Genomic DNA, 21,238 nt, shown 5'->3' on the forward strand with positions numbered 1-21,238 from the left:
TCAAGCGGTGCGGTCACGGCTTCCGCTCGTTCGAGAACTACCGGCTCCGAGTCCTGCTCCACGCCGGCGGGATCACCTGGCCCACCCGCCCACGCCCACCCCGGATCCGAACCCGCTCTCCCCACTCAGTCGCGTAGAGCCGGTAAAGGATCTAAGTGGGTCACTGGGTGAGGGCACTGAGGTCCAGTCGTTCCATGGCCTAGCCAAGAAGCTGCTCCATCAAGGCCTTCCCGGCACACCACCCAACATTCACTACCGTCCGTTCACGTTCATCAGGCTTGCCGCGGAAGATCTTCTCCTGATCGAGGGCTTGACCATGGACGAGATGGAGATCGGTCAACGATTCCGGAGCCTCGAGCCCGATTCAACCGCAGTGGTGTCCACACTCCGCAGTGGTGACTACTACAGGGCTGTCGGGTACGACGACTCAGTCTTCCGGGTGTACCGGGCACTCAGGGATAACCCTGATTACGTCCCTGCCTACGCGCAGGTGGTGGTCGATGAGTTTCAAGACTTTTGTGCACTTGAGGTCGAACTGATCAAGGCTCTCGCTGGATCGAGCCCTACCCTCATCGTCGGCGACGACGATCAGGCCCTGTACGCCTTCCGGGACGCGTCGCCCGACGCAATCCGAGAGCTCGCTGCCGAAGGGCAGTACCAGCGATTCGAGTTGCCCTTCTGCTCACGGTGCACCGAGGTCCTCGTGGCCGCGACACACACGGTTGTTGACCGAGCGAAGGCCAATGGGCTGCTGACCGGCCGGCTCGACAAGCGTTACGAGTGCTACCTGCCCGGAAAGAGCGCTGAGAGCGCCCTCTACCCGAAGATCAAGCATTTCTCCTGTTCGACTCACAACAGGCAGTCGCCGTACATCGGCCGCCTGATCGCGGAGTGCATCCGACGCATTCCGGCTGGCGAAATTGCCGAGTCATACGCCGAGACCTTTCCGACCGCAATGATCATCGCACCAGAGCCGTTCCGCAGCTTCGTCGAGAAGTACCTCGGAGACGCAGGATTCCAACTCGTCGGTAGCCCAGAGACCAACGGAATCGACGACCTTGTCTTCGCCTACAGGCTCCTCGCGAAGGAACCTGACAGCAACTTTGCCTGGCGCATCATCGCTGGTACTGCCCAACCAGACGGCTGGGAGGAGGCCGTCAGAGAGGCCGTGACCTCTGGCACGCCACTCGTGACCTTGCTCCAGGAGGCGTTCCTCGACGGCCAACGCGATATTGCTGCGCTGGTTGCGAAGGCGTACGGAGACGAGGACATGAGTTCTGAGGACCGGAATTCCTTGGCCGATGCGCTCGCTGTCTCAGTCGACGAACTCGATGATCAGCTCGCGCCCCCCGAACCCGATACGCCGGACCCGTGGGACGAGACCAAGCCGTTGGTGATGGTCACTTCACTGATGGGCTCTAAGGGTCTTCAGGCCGGCCATGTGTTCATCGCTGGAATCAACGCCGGCCACTTCCCCCGCAACAATCAGGCCCCCAACAATGAGGAGGTATGTCAGCTTCTTGTTGCCCTTACCCGCGCAAGGAAGTCATGCACACTTGTGTCAACCAGGAGGCTCGGCGACGCGCAGCTCGGGAAGTCGGTCTTTGTCGACTGGTTGGAGCCACACATCGATCAGACGGTGTACGCGAACAAGACCTACATCGAGGCGTTCGAAGCATCCTGAACAGCCAGCCCCCGACCATCAACGAGGCCAACCGCGGCGAGGTCGAATCTCCACGCCGGCCTGGCGTAGTTCGTTAGCCACCGTCGTGTGGTGGACATCGAACTGCCGGCCGATGCTGGCCAGGGACTGCCCTCCTTCGTAGAGCTCGGCTGCCACCTGGACATCGTCGGCGGCGAGCACACGTCGACCTCCGCCGCGTCGCTGGATGCCGTTCCGCTCTAGATGGCTGGTCACGGTGGTGCGGTGGATCTGGAAGGCAGCGGCCAGCAGATCAGCGGTCTCGCCAGCCTGGTAGCGGCGGACCAGCTCGGCCACCTCGTCGGTCGTCAGCCGACGCTGCACCTGCTTGGCCCGTCTGGTGCGGGGTCCGTCGACCTCAGGATCGGCGTCCTGCGGCGGTTTCTCACCGAGAGGGTTGGGATCCACGGGGTTCGAGAACAGCGCGGTTAGGTCCACTCGATCGTGGTGGGCTCGTCCGACCGGGCGTGTCGGATTGCGTCGCACGTCTGCTGGGCCCTGGCGGCGACCTTCGAGCTTGCACTCCGTTCGGCCGTCAGGAATCGGGCCTGTCCGGGTCAGCCGTCAAGAACGCCGGGAGGTCGCGCCGAGCATGTAACACCCGCCAGATGTCGATGCGGTCGTCGTCGGGAACGTAGAAGAGCAGATAGGGAAACCGCTGGAGGGGCCAACTCCTCAGGTTCGGGATCTCGAGTTCGAAGGCGAACCGGAGGGAGCCGATGTACGGGTGGTCGCAGAGGCGCGTGATCGCGACCTCGAGCGCGTCGACGAAGTCGAGGGCGATCTCGGGGCCTGCTTCGTCGCGGTAGTGGACCATCGTCTCCTCGACGTCGCGCTCCGCGGCAGCGCGAAGTTGGGCTTGCACGAGGCCGATCTCAGCCCGCTGATCGCGCCTGGTCTCGCAGCGACGCGAAGTACGCGGCGTCGGCGTTGGCAGTCACCGGGCCCCGAGCGCCTTCGAGGAGTGCCGCACGAAGCTGTCGGCGGTCGTGGTCGCGCCTGATGAGCTCGCGGACGTACTCGCTGGTGGACCCGTAGTTCCCTTCGTTGACCTGGGCATCCACGAAGGAGCGGAGCTCGTCGGGAAGCGAGACGTTCATGGTGGTCACGGTTTGATCCTAGCCTCTTGGCAAGGTTTGCCAAGAGGCCCGCGACAGCATCGCCCAGCAGGGCCAGGACCTGCGGGTCCGCGCCGCCAACTGAACAGGAGTCTGGTTCGAACACCGCCCCATCAGCTCCACCACGCGCCAGTCAGCCGCCGTCGAGGTCGATGCGCTGGACCGAGCCGGCGTCGCCCAGGCTGTCCAGGCAGGTCACCCAGACGGAGAAGCCGACGACCGCCACTGCGTTCACGTCCTCCAGCGTGCAGATCTGCGCGCTCGCCACCTCGCCCGTCTCCCCGTCGACGCGGACCAGCGCTCCGGAGTGGGTCGCCCACGCCCGGCCGGGGCTGGTGGCGATGACGGAACGGGTCCCCGTCTCGAAGCCGCCCACCTCCACCGCGTACTCGTCGACCACCTCACCATCGGCGATCGCCGTGACCGTGTCGCCACCGCGGTCGACGATCCACACGCTGCCGTCGTCGGCCAGGGCCACGCCCGACGGGTCCGGGCCGACGGCCACCTCCTCCACGACCTGCTCGGTGCTCGGGTCCACCCGGAGGACCCGGCCGGCGTCGGCCTCGTCGGTCACCCACACGGCCTCGTCGGTGGCGGCGACGCCGACCAGCGTGGCCTGGATGGTCACGCCGCCGACGAACTGGTTGGTCGCCGGGTCGATGCGCTGCAGGTTGGGAGCCCCCAGCGTGGTGACCCACACGGCGTCGTCCGTGGCGGCGATGGCCTGGGGCTGAGCGTCGAGGAGGAGGGTGGTCACCACCTCGTTGGTCGACGCATCGATGCGTGTGACGGTGCCGTCGCAGGCGTTCAGGACCCAGACGGCGCCCGCCCCAAGCGCCAGGCGCTCGGGGCAGTCACCGACGTCGACCGTCGCGACGGTGCGGCCGGTCGCCGGGTCGAGCCGGGTCACGCTCCCACCCACGTTGTTGGTGACCCACACCGCCTGGCCGTCGGCGACGAGCCCGTAGGGGCGGGCGCCGGCGGGCACCGCGGTGATCGACGCGATGTCCCCCTCGAACCCGTCCAGGTCCGGGCCGAACGGCGGGATGGTGAAGGTGGTGTCCGCCGTCTCGTCCTCGGTGTCGGCCGTGGTCGGTGCCGTGTTCGCCGTGGTCGCCGTCGCCGCATCCGAGCGATCATCGACACGGGCTCGCAGTACCGCCACCACGACGACGACCCAGAGCGCCAACCCGACGAGGCACAGCAGCGTCACGACCGTCACGATCACCCCGACCGGTCGGCGCCCGGCGGGTGGCGCCGGTCGCATCGGCGGGGGCGGCAGGTTCGACATGCCGGGTGGAATGCCCGGGCCCGGCGGTCCTTCTCGGGGCGCCACGATCTACTCGGGCCGCCGCCGGCCCGCCGGCGTGGATCCCAGCGCCTCGTCGATCATCGGCCGTCGACCTGCGCAATGGCGTGCCCGGTCGTGCCCATCCGACCAGCATGCCCGCTGGGGCGGCTTCGAGGTCGCCGTCGACGGCGACGAGGTCGAACGCTGGCTGCGGCCGGAGCGAGCGACCTGGGTGGCCGAAGTCGCCCAGGGGGATGGGTGTGCGCTCCTCACGGCGGCGGCGCGCCCCACTCGACCATGATCAGTTTGTCTATCTGCTGGGTAGGTAATACGTTGGTGGTCATGGACGACCTCCTCCTCGTGGCGCTGGCCGGGTTCGCCGCCTCACTCGTCGACGGGGCGCTCGGGATGGGCTTCGGGCCCACCAGCTCGAGCATCCTCCTCGGCACCGGCATGTCGCCGGCGTCGGTCTCGACCACGGTCAACCTGGCCAAGGTCGCCACCGGCATCGCCGCGGCGATCTCGCACTGGCGGTTCCGCAACATCGACCACAAGCTCGTGCTGAAGCTGGCCATCCCCGGCGCCGTCGGGGCCCTCATCGGCGTGACCATCCTCTCGAACGTCGACGGCGACGTCATCAAGCCCGCCCTCGCCGTGCTGCTGATCATCATCGGGCTGCGCATCCTCTGGCGCTTCAGCCGACCGGTGACCGCCAAGCCGGAGGAGTTCGAGGACCTGGCCGGCGACCCCGACAAGATGCCGCCGTTCAACGACAAGGGCGTCGAGGTGGTGGCCACCGCCGGCGGCATCACCAACGGCATGATCGGCGCCTGGGGGCCGGTGGTCACCCCGTTCCTGATGGGCCGCCAGCTGGCGCCGCGGTTCGCGGTGGGCTCGGTGAACACCGCCGAGGTCGCCGTCGCCGCCGTCTCGGTGACCTCACTGATCGCCGCCGTCGGCAAGGGAGATCTCGACATCGGGATCATCGCGGCCATGCTTCTCGGCGGGATGCTCGCCGCCCCGGTGGCGGCGTGGTCGATCCGCCACATCCCGCCCCGGCCGATGGGCGTGGCGGTCGGCGCCCTCCTCCTGCTCACCAACGCGCGCGAGCTGAGCAACAGCGGAGACATCGGCGATGGACGCTGGCTCGCCTACGGACTGGTCGTCGTCCTCGTGGCGCTCGCCGCGCTGCGCCCCCGCCTTCAGGCCTCGAGGCAGCCCACCCCCGCGACCTGACCGCGCTCCGTCCGTTAGCGTCGCGCCATGGCCGTCGCCGACGTAGGAGTCGAGGTCGAGGTCCCGGTCGTCCTGGGGTTCACGCCGCCGGCGGTGGCGATCCCCGACGAGGCGCACCCCGGGCTGTTCCGGGCCGGGGTGCGGGGCGGGCCGTACTCCGACGAGACCATCGAGCAGCACCGGTGTCCGGCCACCGACCTTTCGGCTCCCGGTGCCGACGCGCCCGACCTGCTCGGCGCCGGTCTCGACACCGTCGACCTGTCCGGGTTCGACGACCTGCAGGCGACCCTCGGCCACGTCCTGGCGAGCGGGCGCATCGACGACGCAGACGCCGCGGTCATCCGCTCCGCCCTGGGGGGCGCCACCCTGCCGTTGCTGTCGGGGCCGACGGTCACCGTCATGCACGTGGCCGACGAGGGCCTGATCATGCGCAACGGCGGCCCCAACGGCCGCAAGGTGGTCGGGGCCCGCTCGGTGGGGATGAACGGCCACGGCATCGCCACCTCGGTCCACGCCGACCAGGACGTCTTCGGCACGCCGCTCGCCCAGGTGATGGGCGGGCGGGCGCCGGAGCTCTTCCGGTACCACTCGCCCGAGGACCACAACGACGAGGCCGGCCTCATGCTGGTCAACCTGTGGATCCCGCTGCGCCAGCCGGTCCAACCCCTGGTGCTCGGCGACGGCACCAGCCTCGACCGGCCCCGCCACCAGCTCCGCTACGGGCTGCCCACCTCGACGTTCCTCGAGCGCGACGAGGAGATGGTCGTCAACGACATCTGGCTGTTCCTGCACGACCCCGGCCAACGGTGGTGCTTCCGGTCGGACATGGACCACCGCCACGCCTGGCTCTTCGACACCCTGAGCACACCGCACGGCGCCGGCATCCTGCCCGGCGAGGACGTCGCCGAGCAGTGGTTCGTGGCCCTCGAAGACGTCGAGGCCGCGGCCTCGGCCGGCGACGCCGCAGGGATCACCGAAGCACTGGCCTCGACCCCCTCCGCCGCCGAGCCCCTTCCCGCCGGCACGCCCCCCGGGCTGCGCGACGCGATCTCGACCATGGCCACCGTGGCCGACGAGGCCCGCCGCGATCCGGCGGGCGTGTGTGGCCATGGAGCGGCAACCTGGACCGAGGCGGCGCACGCCGCCCGCGAAGGTGTCGTCCGCCGCTCGATCGAGATGCGCATGGTCGTCGCCCTCGACGCACCCTGATCAAAGGGCGGCGCCGGTGGCGCCGGCGGGTCAGCCGGTGAATCGGGGCGCCACGTCGATCGGCTCAGCGGGGACGACCGGCGGGGCGCAGGCGCCGCCGGCCTCGTAGGTGAAAGTGACGACGCCGTCACCGGCGATCACACCGGTGGCGAAGACCGCACCCGCCGGACCCAGGCTGGAGCCGCCGCCACCACCGCCGGCGCTGGACTCACCGCCGCCACCGCCGCCGCCACCACCCAGGACGCCGGCACCGCCGCCGCCGCCGCTACCGAGGCTGCCGCCGCCGTCACCACCCTGGCCGGGCGACCCGTCGGTGGCCTCACCGAAGGGACCGGTTCCCGCGGTCCCACCGTTGCCGCCGGATGCGCCGCCCAGGCCGGGGGTGCCCTGACTGACGCCGTCCTGGCCGTCGGTGCCGCCCTCACCGCCGTCGCCACCGACGCCGCCGCCGTCGATGCCGTCACCACCGCCACCACCGCCGCCGGCCACGACGAGCACCTCGGCGCCGCGGAGGACCTCGGACATGCCGCCGCCCCCACCACCGCCGAACGCGAAGTTGAGCTCACCGCCCGTCCCGCCGCCGTTGAACCCGCCGGCGCCACCGGAGCTGGCGGGCGCGCTGTCGCCGCCGGCGCCACCGACGACCACGGTGAGCTCCTCGCCCGGCGTCACGGCGAGCTCGGCGGTGACCTGGCCGCCGAGGCCACCCGGCCGCTCGCCGCCGGGGAGCCCACTCGTCTCACCGGACGACGCCCCGCCGCCAGCACCGCCGACCTCGACGGTCACGGCACACACCCCTTCGGGGACGACGAAGGCGTCCTCGCCCGGGGAGTCGAAGACGGCGGACGCCTCGGTCGGCGGGGTCGGCGCCCCTTGAGCGCCGACGGGCGCGCCGACGAGCACCATCCCGCCCGCCACCGTTGCGAGCACGAACGAGGCAGCCGCCCCCGAGAACCGCTTCATCCCCGCACCGTAACCTCCGACCACGGGCGACGCCGGTCCAGGGAGGCACGGCGCCACTGCGCAGCGCCGCCGCCGCGCCCTTCGTGCCGCCCCCGCGCCGGCGGTCGGGCATGATCTCCCGATGCGCTTCCGCTTCACGCCGGAGCAGGCGGCCCTCCAAGAGGAGATCCGTGCCTACTTCACCGAGCTGATGACCCCCGAGCTCCGGGAGGAGCTGCGCGGTACCGAAGGCGTCGGCCCCGTGCCCCGCAAGGTGGCCCTCAAGATGGGGGCGGACGGGTGGCTCGGCGTCGGCTGGCCCAAGGAGTACGGCGGCCGCGGCCTCACGCCGGTCGAGCAGTTCATCTTCTTCGACGAGTCGATGGCCTTCGGCGCCCCGGTGCCCGTCCTCAGCGTCAACTCGGTGGCGCCCACGATCATGCAGTTCGGCAGCGAGGAGCAGAAGCAGTTCTTCCTGCCCAAGATCCTCGCCGGCGAGATCCACTTCGCCATCGGCTACACCGAGCCCGACCACGGCACCGACCTGGCCGCGCTCGAGACCCGGGCCGTGCGCGACGGCGACGAGTACGTCATCAACGGCACCAAGATCTTCACCTCACTGGCCAGCGACGCCGACTACATCTGGCTCGCCTGCCGCACGAACCCCGAGGCCCCCCGCCACAAGGGGATCTCGATGATCATCGTCCCCACCGACACCCCGGGCTTCAGCTACACGCCGATCGATTCCATCGGGTCGTTCAACACCAACTACACGTTCTTCGAGGACGTGCGGGTGCCCGTGTCCAACCTGGTCGGGCCCGAGGACGGCGGCTGGGGGCTCATCACCAACCAGCTCAACCACGAGCGGGTCACCATCTGCTCGTCGGGGATCATCGAGCGCCGCTACCGCGACCTGCTGGCGTGGACCAAGGAGACGACCACCGCCGACGGTGAGCGCATCATCGACCTCCCCTGGGTGCAGCGGAACCTGGCCCACATCCGGGCCCACCACGAGTTCCTGCGCCTGGCCAACTACGAGATCGCCTTCAAGGCCGAGCGGGGCGACCCGCTCAACCCGGCCGACGCCTCGGTGGTGAAGGTCTACGGCTCCGAGCTTTACATGGAGGCCTACGACCTCATGCTCGAGATCGTGGGCGCGGCCGCCGGCGTGGAGGACGGCTCGCCCGGCGCCGTGCTCCGGGGCCAGCTCCAGGCCGACATCCGCAGCCAGCACGTCCTCACCTTCGGCGGCGGCACGAACGAGATGCAGCGGGGCCTCATCGCGGTGTTCGCCCTCGGCATGCCGGGGAGCCCCCGGTGAGCCGGCCCGCCCTCGCCCGCCTCATCCCCTCCCACCCGCTCGAGGAGCGCTGACATGGACCTGGACCTGACCGAGGAGCAGGAGGCCGTCGTCGCGCTGGCCGAGCAGATCTTCACCGGAGAGGTGACCGGCGAGCGCTGCCGCGCCGTGGAGGACGGTGACACCGGCGTCGACACCGCGCTGTGGTCGACCCTCGCCGAGGCCGGGCTGCTCGCCCTCTGCGTCCCCGAGTCCGCCGGCGGCACCGGCTACGGCGCGGTCGAGGCGACCCTGCTGCTGCAGGAGCTCGGCCGGGCGTGTGCACTCGTCCCGCTGCAACCGACGTTGATGGGCACGATCTTCGTCGCCGAGCACGCCTCCAACCAGCAGGCCGCGGCGATGCTCGCCGGCGTCGCCGAGGGCGAGCGAACGTTCGCGGTGGCCCTCGCCGACGACCCCCGGGCCCCGCTGCGGGCGCCGGCGCTCACCCACGACGGGAGCGGTCTCCACGGCATCAAGACCGCGGTCGGGTTCGCCCCCACCGCCGATGTCCTGCTCGTCACCGCGGCCGACGGCGTCTACGCCGTCGAGGCCGGCGCCGACGGCGTCACCATCGAGCCCCAGCTGCTCCAGCACAAGCTCCGGGCCGGGCAGATCACCTTCGCCGGCGCCCCCGCCGAGCGCGTCGCCGGCCCCGAGGGCGTCGCCCGCCTCGTCGACCTGGCCACCCTCGGCGTGTGCGCGCTCGTGTTCGGCGCCTGCGACAAGGCGCTGCGCGTGACCGCCGAGTACTCGGGCCAGCGCCACCAGTTCGGCCGGCCCATCGGCAGCTTCCAGGCCGTGGAGACCCGACTGGCCGACGCGTTCATCGCCCTCAACGGGGTGCGCCTGACGACGCTGTCGGCCGCGACGATGCTCGACGAACACGCCCCCGAGGCCACCGAGTCCGTGGCCATCGCCAAGTACTGGGCGGCCCGGGCGGCGGACATCGTCGGCCACGCCAGCCTCCACGTCCACGGCGGCATCAGCATCGACCGGGATTACCCGGTCCACCGCTACTTCCTCTGGGCCAAGACCCTCGAGCACGAGCTCGGCGGCAAGTCCGACCAGCTCACCACCATCGGCGCCGGCATCGCCGCCGGCTGAGACAGTTCACGGCGGCCGATCACCGTCGTTCCGAGATCTGGTCGAAGTCCGCGTCGTCGGGTGGATCAGTGGGCCAGGTGGAGGCGCAGCGCCTCGTCGAGCGCGGCCACGTCCGGGCCCGACAGCATGCCGAGGGCATCCCCGATGCGCTCGACCGCAACCGACCGCACCTGCTCGGCCTGGGCCTTCGAGTCGTGCGGGAGGCCCGTCGCCTCCGCGCTGAGGAGCACCTGGAACGGGTACACCCGAGTGGTGTTCCTGGTCACCGGCACGACCGTCACCACCCCTCGGCCCAGTCGGTTCGCCGTCGTGTTCGCACCGTCGTTGCTGACGATCACGGCCGGCCGGCGCTTGTCGGACTCCGAGCCGAGCACCGGATCGAGGTCGACCCAGCGGATCTCCCCCCGACGCATCAGCCGAGCCCGTCCGACGTCGCGGTGTCCCAGTGCTCGGCGTCGTCGCCGCCCGCCCACTCCGCCCATGCCTCCTCGTAGGCAGCACCGAGCTCGGAGGCCCGGAGGAGCCGGACCGCTCGACGCAACGCTGCGGAACGGGAGTCGAGACCACGATCCTGCGCGTAGGTGTCGAGGTAGGCCACGTCCTCCTCGGGCAGACTGACGCTGAGCTTCATACTTTGATGCTACTACTGGTGCTACCCACCGGCTACCAACCCGATGCGGGCGGCGCCGACGGCGCCGTTGTCGCCAACGTGGGACAGTGGCATAGTCATGCCATGGCTCGCACACGTGTCAGCACGACCGTCGACGGGACCTTGCTCGCGAAGGCAAGAGAGGCGACCGGCGCACCGACCGACGCGGCGCTGTTCGACCAGGCCCTCGACGCTCTGCTCGCGCAACGGCGAAGCACGGAGATCGACGCCTCCTACTCGGCCTACGACGAGCGGCCGCTCGACGAGCCCGATGAGTGGGGAGACCTCGCGTCGTTCCGCTCGGCCGCCGCCGCGTCATGAGCGACCAGCCACGCCGGGGCGAGCTCTGGTGGTGCGAGCTGCCCGAGATCAGCCGTCGCCCCGTCGTCGTGCTCAGCCGGGACGCCGCCATCCCTCGCCTGCGCCGCGCCCTCGTCGCTCCCTGCACGACGACCGTTCGCGGCCTGGCCAGTGAGGTGCTGCTCGAACCGGGGGCGGATCCCGTGCCACGACCGAGCGCGGTCAACCTCGACTTGGTCGAGAGCGTGTCCCTCGGTGTCCTGGTCGACCGCCTGGGCCGCCTGAGCGACGAGCGCATGCGAGAGGTCTGCGCCGCCCTGTCGGTCGCCGTCGACTGCCGCTGATCCTCCGCGCGCTCACCTCGCCGGCCGGCGGCGAGGGACGGGACGCTGATCAGCCGCCGCGGCGGGCGAGCCGATCCTGGAGGGGGACGCGCCACTCGGCGGCGAGGGCCGGGTGCTCGGCGAGGGCGGCGACCAGGTCCCGGCGCTCGAGGTGGCGGTCGCCCATCGCTTCGTGGGCATCGAGCACGGACACCGAGCGCGGGTCGGTCTCGACCACTTCGAGCGTCGACCCGACGGTGACCTCACCGGGCTCCAGCACCCGGAGGTACCAGCCGGTCCGGCCGTTCGAGCGCATGCGGGCCTGGATGTCGGCCCGCTGGCGGTGCAGAGCCAGCTTGAAGCAGGGCCAGCGAGGCTGGCACACCTCGAGCAGGGCGCCGTCCCAGCGCCACCGGTCACCGATGTGGACGTCGGCCTCGAGCGCGCCGGCGGTCGACAGGTTCTCCCCGAACGGTGCGTCCCCGAGCGTCTCCCCCAGCTCGTCCTCCCACGCCGGCAGGTGCTCGGACGGGTAGGCGTAGACCGCCTTGTCAGGGCCTCCGTGCACCGCCAGGTCGGCCTGGCCGTCACCGCTGAGGTTGACCAGGGACAGCCACAGGATCGTCCCGGTCGCGACCGGCCGCTTCGCGATCCCGCTGTACACGCGCTCGCCGCCGGCGTCCGCCAGCACCGCCGGTGTCCCCACGTTGACGGCGGCCACGTCGATCACGGACCGCAACCTACCGGCGGGAGGCTGGTCGAGGGCCGAACCGCCACCACCGGACTCGAGGGACCTGCGCCGCATCGACCGTGGCCGTCGAGGGCCGCTTCCTTCGAGCGCACGTCGAGCACTCCGGGTCGCATATTGACCAGTACGCTCTTGTACTGAATACAGGATCGTCCTATCCTGGAACCGTGACCACGAAGGCGAGCGCCGCCGAGACGACCCGTCGCTACGAATCGCCGCGGCGCGCCAAGCAGGCGCAGGAGACCCGGGCCGCGGTGATGGCGGCCGCCGGCTCGCTGTTCACCACCCGGGGGTGGGCCGGAACCGGCATGCGTGACGTGGCCAAGGCCGCCGGCGTCGCCACCGAGACCGTCTACTCCCACTTCTCGTCGAAGCGGGTGCTGCTGCAGGCGGTGATCGACGTGGCCGTGGTCGGCGACGAACAGCAGGTGGCGGTGGCAGAGCGGGAGGAGTTCGCCGCACTCGGCCGCGGCCCGCGGTCCGAGCGGATCGCCGGCGCCGCCGCGCTCATCCGGGCCATCAACGAGCGCACGGCCCCGTACGCCGGGGTCATCCGCGAGGCGGCGCCGGCCGACGAGCAGATCGCCGAGGTGCTCGCCGCCACCCGGGCCCGTCAGCGCTCGGACGTCGAAGCCGGCCTGGTCCTCATCCTCGGCCGGGCCCCGACGACGGTCGAGGCCGACGAGGTGTGGGCCCTGTTGAGCCCCGAGCTCTACCTGCTGCTCGTCGACACCGCCGGCTGGACGCCGAACGCGTACGAGGCGTGGATGGCCACGCTCCTCGAGCGCACCCTTCCGCACACCTGACCCCAGGGAGGCTTGCCATGGACGTCGCCGCCACCGCACCGGCCGACACCCGCATGATGACCGTCGTGCACGACGCCCTGCGCCGGGACATCGAGCGCGCCACCACCGCCCTCGCGGCGAGCCCGCCGCCGGGCGACCGGCAGCGCCGGGCCATCGCCCGCCACCTCGCCTGGATGATGACGTTCCTGCACGCCCACCACGAGTCCGAGGACAACGGTCTGTACCCCGTGGTGCGGGACCGACGACCGGACGCCGCCGCCCTCCTCGACGCGATGGACGCGGACCACCGAGCGGTGGCCGAGCGGGTCGACGAGGTGGAGGCTGCCGCCTCGGCCTACGCGGCGAGCGACGCCGAGACCGACTGCTCCCGCCTCCTCGACGCGATCGTCGCGCTGGAAGCCGACCTGCTCCCCCACCTGCGCCGGGAGGAGGACGAGGCCATGCCCCTGGTCGCCGCGGCCGTCACCGACGACGAATGGAAAGCGATCGAGCAGGAGCACAACCTCGACGGCAAGTCGCCCGCCCAGCTCGGCAAGGAAGGCCACTGGCTGATCGACGACGCCACCCCCGAGTCCCGGGAGCTGGTCCTCGGCCTCGTGCCACCCGTCCAGCGATTCGTCCTGGTCCACGGGTTCGGCCGGGCCTACCGGCGCGAGCGTGACGCATGCTGGCACCCGGCCCGCGCCACTCGACGGGTCCAGAAGACCGGTCGGACGGAGGTGGTCGTGGATGCCGATCCCGACGCGGTCTGGGACGTCGTGCGCGATCCGACCCGGGTCGGCGAGTGGAGCCACGAGTGCGTCGCCGCCACCTGGCTCGGCGGGGCGGCGCACGCCGAGCCCGGCGCCCGGTTCCGCGGACGCAACCACCAGGGGCTGCTCCGCTGGGGACGAGTCTGCGAGGTGCTGAGCGCGGACGACCACGAGCTCGTGTGGCGGACCGTGCCGACGAGGCTCTACCCCGACAGCTCGATCTGGAGGATCCGGGTCGAGCCCGCCGACGGCGGCGCCCGGGTGATCCAGACCTTCGAGGTGGTGCGCGGCCCCAAGGTCCTCGACCCGATCTACGCGACCCTCGCCCCGAACCACCGCGACCGCGACGCAGCCCTCCGCGAAGATCTGCAGCGCCTCGGCGCCGTGGCCGGCACCCAACGCCCAGGACGTCGACCGGTCCCGGGGTGATCCCGGGCTCATCGCTGAGCCGCCTCGGAATCACCACGCGTCCCACACTGTCGATGGTTGCCTCGATGCCGGAAGGCCCCCATGCGGACGCCGTCCGTCTGGAGCTCAACGACCGAGGAGGAGGTCCTCGGCCCGCCGGTGTCCGGCGTCGAAGTCGACACTGAGGTCGACGTAGGGCACGCCGGCCTCGCGACACTCGTCACGCAGGACGCGGCTCCAGTCGGCGATCCACGCCGGAAGGAGGGCGAGGGTCTCGGGGGGCAGGTGGCGGTGCCAGCGGTTGCGACCCTCGTGGGCGAGGATGGCGTCGAGGCGGGGCTCCACCATGCCCACGAACACGACCCGCCGCTCGACCCACGATGCCAACTTGGCGACGTGGCGGGGCAGGAAGCCCACCCCCTCGATCACGTAGTCGTCGGCGAGGTAGGCGCAGCTCTCGGCCATCCGTTCGAAGTAGGGGAAGAAGAGGTCGGCCTCGGCACCCGGCGGAACGCCGACGTCGCCGGCGGGGCCGAAGTCGGGCCGGAGCATGCCCACGACGTCGCGCACGGTGTCGGTCGAGCACCAGCCGGCGCCGAGCGCCGATGCCACGCGTTGGGCCAGCAGCGTCTTGCCGCACCGCGGCGCACCGCCAATCAGGGAGAGCACCCGACGATCATGACCGCCGGATCGAGGCGCCGCCGCGCCGGTCGTCCTCCCCCGCCGTGAAAACCGTACCGCAGGGTGGGGGGCTTGTGGCAAGGACCGGATCCGTGCTGAGAATGCGCCCTCCGGATCGGCGGGCCACGCCGGCGCCGGCCACGACGACACGACACGACACGACACGAGGGGACGCGGATGACCGATGCCGACGCAGTGGACCGGGCGGAGCAGGGCGAGGTGGTCGACCTCGCAGCGATCGACCGGACACTGATCGGCGTCGCCGGCGGCAAGGGGGCGAACCTCGGCGAGCTGCTCCGGGTGGACGGGGTGCGGGTGCCGCCGGGCTTCTGCGTCACCACGCGGGCGTTCACCCGGGTCGTGGCGGCAGCCCCCGAGATCGACGCCCTGCTGGCCGAGCTCGCCGGTGTCGGCGCCGACGACCGGGAGGGGCTGGCGGCCCTCGCCGGGGGCCTGCGCACGGCGGTCGAGGCCCTCCCCGTCCCCGACGACCTCGCCGCGGCGATCGGCGAGGCGCTCACCGCGCTCGGCCCGGACACGCCGGTCGCGGTTCGCTCCAGCGCCACCGCCGAGGACCTGCCCACCGCCTCGTTCGCCGGCCAGCAGGACAGCTACCTCGGTGTCGTCGGCGCAGAGGGTGTGATCGACCACGTCCGCCGCTGCTGGGCGTCGCTCTTCACGGATCGGGCCGTGGCCTATCGCTCACGCCAGGGCATGGACCAGCGGGCGGCGCGGATGGCCGTGGTCGTCCAGACGATGGTCGAGGCCCGAGCGGCCGGCGTGCTCTTCACCGCGGACCCGGTGACCGGCAACCGCCTGGTGACCGCGGTCGAGGCGGTCCCGGGACTCGGCGACGTGCTGGTGGCCGGGCAGGTGACCCCCGACACCTACCGGGTGTGCGACGGCGCCATCGTCACCGCTGAGCGTTCTGCGGAACGCCGCGAACCGGCAGTCTCGGACGCCCAGGTGCTCGAGCTCGACGCACTCGGCCGCCACCTCGAAACCCACTTCGGCGCACCGCAGGACATCGAGTGGTGCCTCGATGACGCTGGCATCGCGGTCGTGCAGAGCCGGCCCATCACCACCCTCTTCCCGGTCCCCGAGGTCCACGACGACGCCACCCACGTCTTCGTCTCGGTCGGGCACCAGCAGATGATGACCGAGCCCATGACACCGCTCGGGCTGTCGGTCTGGCAGCTCACCGCCATGCGCCCGATGTACGTCGCCGGCGGGCGCCTGTTCGTCGACGTGGCCGAGAACCTGGCGTCGCCGGCGATCCGGCCGGCGATCATCGGCGGGCTGGGCAAGTCCGACCCGCTCATCGGTGACGCACTGCAGACGCTCGTCGACCGCGAGGGCTTCCTCCCACCTCCGCCCGCCGACGACGGCGACCCGCTGCCCATCCCGGGCGCCCCCGGCGCACCGTCGATGATCGACGCCGACCCCGAGCTGGTCGCCCGGCTCGTCGAGCGCACGGAGGACTCGCTGGCGGCGACCGCCGCCGCGATCGCCGACAAGACCGGCCCCGAGGTGTTCGCCTTCATCCTCGAGGACCTGCCCGAGATGCGCAGCCGCCTGGCCAACCCCGAGAGCCTGCCGGTGCTCCTCACGTCGATGGAGGCGGCGTTCTGGCTGAACGACCACCTCGAGGAGTGGCTCGGCGAGACCAACGTGGTCGACCTGCTGTCCCAGTCGCTGACGGGCAACGTGACCGCGGAGATGGGGCTCGCCCTGCTCGACGTCGCCGACGTGGTCCGCGCCCACCCCGAGGTGGTCGCGTTCCTGCATGGGGCGGGCGACGACGACACCTTCCTCGACCGGCTCCCCGAGGTGGCGGGCGGCGCCGAGACCGCCGACGCGCTTCGCGACTACCTCGAGCGCTACGGCATGCGCTGCGTCGGGGAGATCGACATCACCCGGCCGCGCTGGAGCGAGCGCCCGAGCACGCTCGTCCCCCTGATCCTGGCCAACGTCGAGAACTTCACCGACGGCGAGCGGGAACGCCGGGTGGCCGAGGGCCTGCGGGTCGCCACCGAGAAGGAGCGGGAGGTGCTCGAGCGGCTGCGTGCCCTGTCGGACGGAGAGACGAAGGCCGCCGAGACCAAGGCCATGATCGACCGGGTCCGGGTGTTCGCCGGCTACCGGGAGTACCCCAAGTACCGGATGATCAGCCGCTACTGGATCTACAAGCGGTCGCTGCTCGCGGAGGCCGACCGGCTCGTGACCGCCGGGGTGGTGGACGCCCCCGACGACGTCTCCTTCCTGTCCTTCGACGAGTTCGCCGAGGCCGCCCGCACGCACGAGGTCGACCGCGACCTGATCCGCCGGCGGCGGGAGGAGTTCCACTCCTACGCGACGCTGACCCCACCCCGGGTGATGACCTCCGAAGGCGAGGTCGTCGGTGGCTCGTACCACCGCGACGACGTGCCCGCCGGCGCCCTCGCCGGTCTCGCGGTCTCGGCGGGTGTGGTCGAGGGCCGGGCCCGCGTGATCCTCGACGTGGGCGACGCCCACGACCTCGAGCCCGGCGACATCCTCGTCACCAAGGGCACGGACCCGAGCTGGTCACCGGTCTTCGTCGCGGTCGATGCGCTGGTCACCGAGGTCGGCGGCCTCATGACCCACGGCGCGGTCATCGCCCGCGAGTACGGCCTGCCCGCGGTCGTCGGCGTCGAGGGGGCCACCCGTCTGATCGAGGACGGCCAGCGCCTGCGCGTCGACGGCACGAACGGCTGGGTCGAGGTGCTCGACACGGCCTGAGCCACCACGACGGCTCGGGAGCCCGCCGGTGGCCCGTCGCCCGTCGCCCGTCGTCAGGCGTCAGGCGTCGGCGAGACGTCGGGCGTAGTCGTCGGCGAGGGCGGTCAGGGCGCCGGCGCAGTCGCCGGTGAACGCCGGGCCGTGCATCAGCGCCAGGGTCTCGGCGCCCAGCTCGGCCAGCTTCGCGATGGTGGGCGCGGTGGCCGGGGTGAGGCAGGTCGCGCCGAAGAGGTCCTCGGCTGCGATCGCGGGGCCGACGATGTCGGCGTCGGTCGCCGCAGGCGACTCGCCGGTCGCCGTGAAGAGGTCGCCGCACAGCAGCGTCTGCGTGGCCTCCTCGTAGAGCAGGTGCGCGTCCCAGCCGTGAGGGACGTGGGGCGTCTCGAGCATGCGCACCTGCTTGCCGCCGAGGTCGAGTACCTCACCGTCGCCCATCGAGTGCGGAGGCCGGTCGCAGAGGTCGAACAGCGACACGATGTTGGCGAGGTGGGTGCCGACCACCTCCGCCTGTGGCGCGGCGGCCAGGAACTCGTTCATCGCGCCGCACTCGTCGGACTCGAGGTGCCCGAACGCGATCCAGCGCAGCCGCTCGATGGGCATGACCGACGCGACCGCCGCCGACACGTCGGCGAACAGCGCCCGCTGCCCGGTGTGGAAGAGCAGCGGCTCGTCGGCGTCGAGCAGGTACTGGTTGAAGACCAGGCCCGCCGGTTCCAGCCAGGTCGACAGCCGGTACACGCCGTCGCCGACCTCGTCGACCTTCGTGTCGTAGCTCACCGGCACCCCCTCGGCGACGGTGACGCCAGGTCTGGTGGCCACCGCTCGCGGGCCGATCGTACTCCTGGCCCGCCCGGCATCGCCGAGCGGTCGACGGGTGATCGCGGCCGACCCTGCGACCAGGCCGTCAGGTCAACTCGACGGGTCAGACCCCTGCTCGACCAGGATCAGCTGGCGTTCGAGGTGGGCGCGCTCGACGTCGTTGCCACACCGGGCGAGCGCGACTCGATACGAGGCGGCTGCGAGCTCGAGGTCGCCGGCCCTGCGGGCGAGCTCGCCGCGGACGGCAGCAAGCCGGTGGCTGTCCTCGAGCAGGGCGTCGAGCCCGTCCAGCAAGGCGAGGCCCTCTCGGGGACCGGTCGCCTCGGCCACCGCGACGGCACGGTTGAGGCGCACGACCGCGGACCCCGTTTGCGCTTCCAGGACCGCGTAGTGCGCGGTGATCGCTCCCCAATCGGTGGCGCTCGCGGTCTCGGCGCAGGCGTGCTCTGCGGCGATCAGGGCCTGGAGGCGGAGCTCCTCGGCGTACCCCGAGCTCGGCTCGAGGCCGGCGACCAGCGCCAGCGCCACGTCGATCTCGTCGCGGTGCCAACGGGACCGGTCCTGCTCCGCCAGGGTCACCAGCCGGCCGGCCTCCTCCCTCGCGTCTCGGCGCGAGTGCTGGAGCAGGAGCAGCCCATGGAGTGCCCGAACCTGCGGCTCGTCGGGCACCAGCTCCGTGAGCACCGCTGCCAGGCGGACGGCGTCGCCGGCGAGGTCGGCCCGGAGCAGCTCGGGACCGGTCCCGGGGGTGTAGCCGGCGGTAAAGGCCAGGTAGATCGTCCGGCAGACCTCGTCCAGGCGTGCGCCGAGCTCGTCGGCGGCCGGAGCGCCGAGCGGGATGCCCGCGCCGACGATCTTCTTCTTCGCACGCGTCAGACGGGCCGCCATGGTCGGGGTCGACACCAGGAACAGCCGGGCGATCTCCTCGGTCGGCGTCCCGATGACGAGGCGCAGCGCGAGCGCGGACCGCGAGTCCCGAGGGAGGGCCGGGTGGCAGCACAACAGGACGAGGTGCAGTCGCTCGTCGACCAGCTCGCCGCCGGGCGGGTCCGGGGCCACCCAGTCGGGTCGGACCGCGAGCAGCGGCGCCTTGCGCCCGGCCACCGCCTCCGCCCGCAACCGGCCCAGCACCTGGCGGTGCGCGGTCGTGTAGAGCCAGCCGCCGGGGTTCCTCGGGACCCCGGCGGCCGGCCAGGTCTCCGCGGCCCGGGCGAACGCCTCGCCCAGCGCGTCCTCGACCAGGTCGAGGCGTCGGGTCCGCGCCACCAGCAGCGCCGACAACCGGCCCCACTCGGACCGGTAGGCCGCGGCGAGCGCGGCGTCAGCCGAGCTCGAGGACCGGTCGGATGTCGATGTCATAGGCGGGCAGGACCCGGCAGAGCTCGATGACCGTGTCGAGGTCGGGCGCCTCCAGCACGTAGAACCCGCCGATCCCCTCGGCCGCCTCGGCGAAGGGCCCGTCGGTGATGGTCATCTCGCCGCCGCGGGTGCGCAGCGTCGTGGCCATCGTGGCGTCGAGTGCCTCGCCACCGACGATCTCGACCCCCTCCCGGGCGGCGCAGGCCTCGTCGAAGGCCAGGTGCTTGGCCAACCCGGCTTCCTGCTCCTCTGGGCTCAGCTCGTCCCAGCCGGGCATCTCACCGTCGCCGGCCAACAGCACGAAGTACTTCATGTCCACTCCTCTCGTCGTCGCCGGCGATCATCGCCGACAGGAGGGTGACGCGCCGGGCGACCCGAATTCGACACGGGTGGAGGAATCTTCTTCTTCGGTGGGGCCGGGCGAGGGACCGCGGCCCCTCCCCTCTCAGCGGGGGATCTCGCTCCAGGGGAGGTCCTTGTCCACGCGGACGTCGCCGGGGAGGCCCAGGACGCGCTCACCCAGGATGTTGCGCATGATCTCCGAGGTGCCGCCCTCGATGGTGTTGGCCCGAGACCGCAGGAAGCGGCCCGTCGGCGTCGCCATCGAGTCCGAGGAGCGGGACATCGGGTAACCCGGCAGGTGGAGCATGCCCTCCGGGCCGAGCAGGTCGACGATGGCCTCGTTGACGGCGATGCTCAGCTCGGCCGAGGCCAGCTTGGCCACCGAGCCCTCCGGGCCCGGGTTGCCACCGATGGCGTTCTCCTTGGCCCGGGCGTTGGTCAGGCGCCCGACCTCCGCCTCGACCCAGAGCCCGGCGACCCGGTCCCGCCACCGGGCGCGCTCGTCCTCGTCGAACTGGTCGCGCCGCTTCTCCCACAGGCTCACGAGCCCGGCGATGACGCCCGAGCCCTTCGGCGCCGGTCCGCCGGCGAGGGCGACCCGCTCGTTCATCAGCGTCGTGGTGGCGACCCGCCAGCCGTCGCCGGTGGCGCCGAGTCGCTGCGAGTCGTGGATGCGCACGTCGGTGAGGAAGACCTCGTTGAACTCGGCCTCGCCGGTCATCTGGTAGAGCGGCCGGACGTCGACGCCGGGGGCGTGCATGTCGAGCACGAAGTAGCTGAGGCCCTTGTGCTTGGGGACGTCGGGGTCGGTGCGGGTGAGCAGCATGCCGAAGTTGGAGAGGTGGGCGAGCGTGGTCCAGACCTTCTGACCGTTGACCACCCACTCGTCGCCGTCGCGCACGGCCCGGCTCGGGATGCCCGCCACGTCCGAGCCGTGGGTGGGCTCGGAGAACAGCTGGCACCAGATGTCCTCGCCGGTGAAGATCCGGCGCAGGTGCTTCTCCTTGAGCTCGTCGCTGCCGTAGGCCAGCACCGTCGGCAGCCCCATGCCGATGCCGATGGGGTTGATGCGCAGGTCCTCGTAGGTCACGCCGTTGGCCCGGAGGATGGCGTCGATCACCGCCTGCTGGCCCCGGTTGCCGCCGAGCCCGCCGGCGCCCTCGGGCAGGTGGACCAGGGCCAGGCCGGCGTCGAACTGGGCGCCCCGGAAACGCACCTGGTCGTCGAGGAAGTCACGGCAGGCCTCGACCAGCGCGTTCGTGCGCTCGGTGAGCTCGGCGTCGGTAGGTGCACTCATGGTGGGACCTCCAGGTCTGCGTCCCCGATCCTGCGGCGGCGGTGGTCGGT

Annotated in this window: 23 protein-coding genes; 10 read left to right on the plus strand and 13 right to left on the minus strand. The window is 71.6% G+C overall.

What is annotated here, in order from left to right; genetic code table 11:
* A partial coding sequence (locus JNK12_15370) for an ATP-dependent helicase (protein ID MBL8777321.1) occupies positions 1-1,684 on the plus strand: 1,684 nt, incomplete at its 5' end.
* 18 nt (positions 1,685-1,702) lie between these two features.
* Here the strand turns inward: JNK12_15370 and JNK12_15375 are convergent.
* From JNK12_15375 to JNK12_15390, 4 genes are all read right to left on the minus strand, one after another.
* Positions 1,703-2,140, minus strand: coding sequence for a helix-turn-helix domain-containing protein (locus JNK12_15375; GenBank protein ID MBL8777322.1), 438 nt, complete (start codon positions 2,138-2,140; stop codon positions 1,703-1,705).
* Between the two features lie 97 nt (positions 2,141-2,237).
* On the minus strand, positions 2,238-2,519 hold the full coding sequence (locus JNK12_15380) for a type II toxin-antitoxin system RelE/ParE family toxin (protein MBL8777323.1): 282 nt from the start codon (positions 2,517-2,519) through the stop codon (positions 2,238-2,240).
* A 58-nt stretch (positions 2,520-2,577) separates the two neighbouring features.
* Positions 2,578-2,811, minus strand: coding sequence for a type II toxin-antitoxin system ParD family antitoxin (locus JNK12_15385; protein ID MBL8777324.1), 234 nt, complete (start codon positions 2,809-2,811; stop codon positions 2,578-2,580).
* A 142-nt stretch (positions 2,812-2,953) separates the two neighbouring features.
* A complete protein-coding gene (locus tag JNK12_15390) occupies positions 2,954-4,033 on the minus strand; it encodes a hypothetical protein (GenBank protein MBL8777325.1) in 1,080 nt (359 codons plus the stop codon).
* 420 nt (positions 4,034-4,453) lie between these two features.
* Between JNK12_15390 and JNK12_15395 the strand changes: the two genes are divergently transcribed.
* On the plus strand, positions 4,454-5,347 hold the full coding sequence (locus JNK12_15395; protein ID MBL8777326.1) for a sulfite exporter TauE/SafE family protein: 894 nt from the start codon (positions 4,454-4,456) through the stop codon (positions 5,345-5,347).
* Between the two features lie 27 nt (positions 5,348-5,374).
* Positions 5,375-6,556, plus strand: coding sequence for a hypothetical protein (locus JNK12_15400; protein ID MBL8777327.1), 1,182 nt, complete (start codon positions 5,375-5,377; stop codon positions 6,554-6,556).
* Positions 6,557-6,586: 30 nt separating this feature from the next.
* On the opposite strand, the gene JNK12_15405 is transcribed toward JNK12_15400, so the two are convergent.
* A complete protein-coding gene (locus JNK12_15405) occupies positions 6,587-7,519 on the minus strand; it encodes a hypothetical protein (protein MBL8777328.1) in 933 nt (310 codons plus the stop codon).
* Between the two features lie 121 nt (positions 7,520-7,640).
* On the opposite strand from JNK12_15405, the gene JNK12_15410 reads away from it, so the two are divergent.
* Both JNK12_15410 and JNK12_15415 read left to right on the plus strand, forming a co-directional pair.
* Positions 7,641-8,819: an acyl-CoA dehydrogenase family protein gene (locus JNK12_15410; GenBank protein MBL8777329.1), complete on the plus strand. Its 1,179-nt coding sequence runs from the start codon at positions 7,641-7,643 to the stop codon at positions 8,817-8,819.
* Between the two features lie 54 nt (positions 8,820-8,873).
* Entirely contained in the window at positions 8,874-9,944 is a 1,071-nt protein-coding gene (locus JNK12_15415; GenBank protein ID MBL8777330.1) for an acyl-CoA dehydrogenase family protein, read from the plus strand.
* Positions 9,945-10,009: 65 nt separating this feature from the next.
* Here the strand turns inward: JNK12_15415 and JNK12_15420 are convergent, their stop codons facing one another.
* Positions 10,010-10,360: a type II toxin-antitoxin system PemK/MazF family toxin gene (locus JNK12_15420; protein MBL8777331.1), complete on the minus strand. Its 351-nt coding sequence runs from the start codon at positions 10,358-10,360 to the stop codon at positions 10,010-10,012.
* Positions 10,357-10,575: a ribbon-helix-helix protein, CopG family gene (locus JNK12_15425; protein MBL8777332.1), complete on the minus strand. Its 219-nt coding sequence runs from the start codon at positions 10,573-10,575 to the stop codon at positions 10,357-10,359. The genes JNK12_15420 and JNK12_15425 overlap by 4 nt, the downstream gene beginning before the upstream one ends.
* Before the next feature lie 102 nt (positions 10,576-10,677).
* Here JNK12_15425 and JNK12_15430 point away from each other — a divergent pair, with 102 nt between their 5' ends.
* Both JNK12_15430 and JNK12_15435 read left to right on the plus strand, forming a co-directional pair.
* Entirely contained in the window at positions 10,678-10,914 is a 237-nt protein-coding gene (locus JNK12_15430) for an antitoxin MazE5 (GenBank protein MBL8777333.1), read from the plus strand.
* Entirely contained in the window at positions 10,911-11,237 is a 327-nt protein-coding gene (locus JNK12_15435) for a type II toxin-antitoxin system PemK/MazF family toxin (GenBank protein ID MBL8777334.1), read from the plus strand. Before JNK12_15430 ends, JNK12_15435 begins: the two co-directional genes overlap by 4 nt.
* A gap of 49 nt (positions 11,238-11,286) precedes the next feature.
* On the opposite strand, the gene JNK12_15440 is transcribed toward JNK12_15435, so the two are convergent.
* On the minus strand, positions 11,287-11,946 hold the full coding sequence (locus JNK12_15440; protein MBL8777335.1) for an MOSC domain-containing protein: 660 nt from the start codon (positions 11,944-11,946) through the stop codon (positions 11,287-11,289).
* A 185-nt stretch (positions 11,947-12,131) separates the two neighbouring features.
* Here JNK12_15440 and JNK12_15445 point away from each other — a divergent pair, with 185 nt between their 5' ends.
* Both JNK12_15445 and JNK12_15450 read left to right on the plus strand, forming a co-directional pair.
* Complete coding sequence (locus JNK12_15445; GenBank protein MBL8777336.1) at positions 12,132-12,770, plus strand: TetR/AcrR family transcriptional regulator; 639 nt, start codon at positions 12,132-12,134, stop codon at positions 12,768-12,770.
* A gap of 17 nt (positions 12,771-12,787) precedes the next feature.
* Positions 12,788-13,951, plus strand: a complete 1,164-nt coding sequence (locus tag JNK12_15450) for a hemerythrin domain-containing protein (protein ID MBL8777337.1) — start codon at positions 12,788-12,790, stop codon at positions 13,949-13,951.
* A gap of 105 nt (positions 13,952-14,056) precedes the next feature.
* Here the strand turns inward: JNK12_15450 and JNK12_15455 are convergent, their stop codons facing one another.
* Positions 14,057-14,599 (minus strand): hypothetical protein, encoded by a 543-nt coding sequence (locus tag JNK12_15455; protein ID MBL8777338.1) that lies wholly within the window; start codon positions 14,597-14,599, stop codon positions 14,057-14,059.
* Positions 14,600-14,788: 189 nt separating this feature from the next.
* Between JNK12_15455 and ppsA the strand changes: the two genes are divergently transcribed.
* Positions 14,789-17,371, plus strand: a complete 2,583-nt coding sequence (ppsA, locus tag JNK12_15460) for a phosphoenolpyruvate synthase (GenBank protein MBL8777339.1) — start codon at positions 14,789-14,791, stop codon at positions 17,369-17,371.
* 60 nt (positions 17,372-17,431) lie between these two features.
* Here ppsA and JNK12_15465 read toward each other — a convergent pair whose 3' ends face one another.
* From JNK12_15465 to JNK12_15480, 4 genes are all read right to left on the minus strand, one after another.
* Positions 17,432-18,148 (minus strand): MBL fold metallo-hydrolase, encoded by a 717-nt coding sequence (locus JNK12_15465; GenBank protein ID MBL8777340.1) that lies wholly within the window; start codon positions 18,146-18,148, stop codon positions 17,432-17,434.
* Between the two features lie 132 nt (positions 18,149-18,280).
* Complete coding sequence (locus JNK12_15470; GenBank protein ID MBL8777341.1) at positions 18,281-19,549, minus strand: hypothetical protein; 1,269 nt, start codon at positions 19,547-19,549, stop codon at positions 18,281-18,283.
* Positions 19,512-19,862, minus strand: a complete 351-nt coding sequence (locus tag JNK12_15475) for a hypothetical protein (protein ID MBL8777342.1) — start codon at positions 19,860-19,862, stop codon at positions 19,512-19,514. The genes JNK12_15470 and JNK12_15475 overlap by 38 nt, the downstream gene beginning before the upstream one ends.
* A gap of 132 nt (positions 19,863-19,994) precedes the next feature.
* Positions 19,995-21,188 carry an acyl-CoA dehydrogenase family protein gene (locus JNK12_15480; GenBank protein MBL8777343.1) on the minus strand — a complete coding sequence of 398 codons (1,194 nt, stop codon included), beginning with the start codon at positions 21,186-21,188 and terminating at the stop codon, positions 19,995-19,997.
* Positions 21,189-21,238 lie beyond the last annotated feature (50 nt).

This window comes from Acidimicrobiales bacterium (assembly GCA_016794585.1).
Taxonomy (GTDB): Bacteria; Actinomycetota; Acidimicrobiia; order Acidimicrobiales; family DATDAH01; genus JAEUJM01.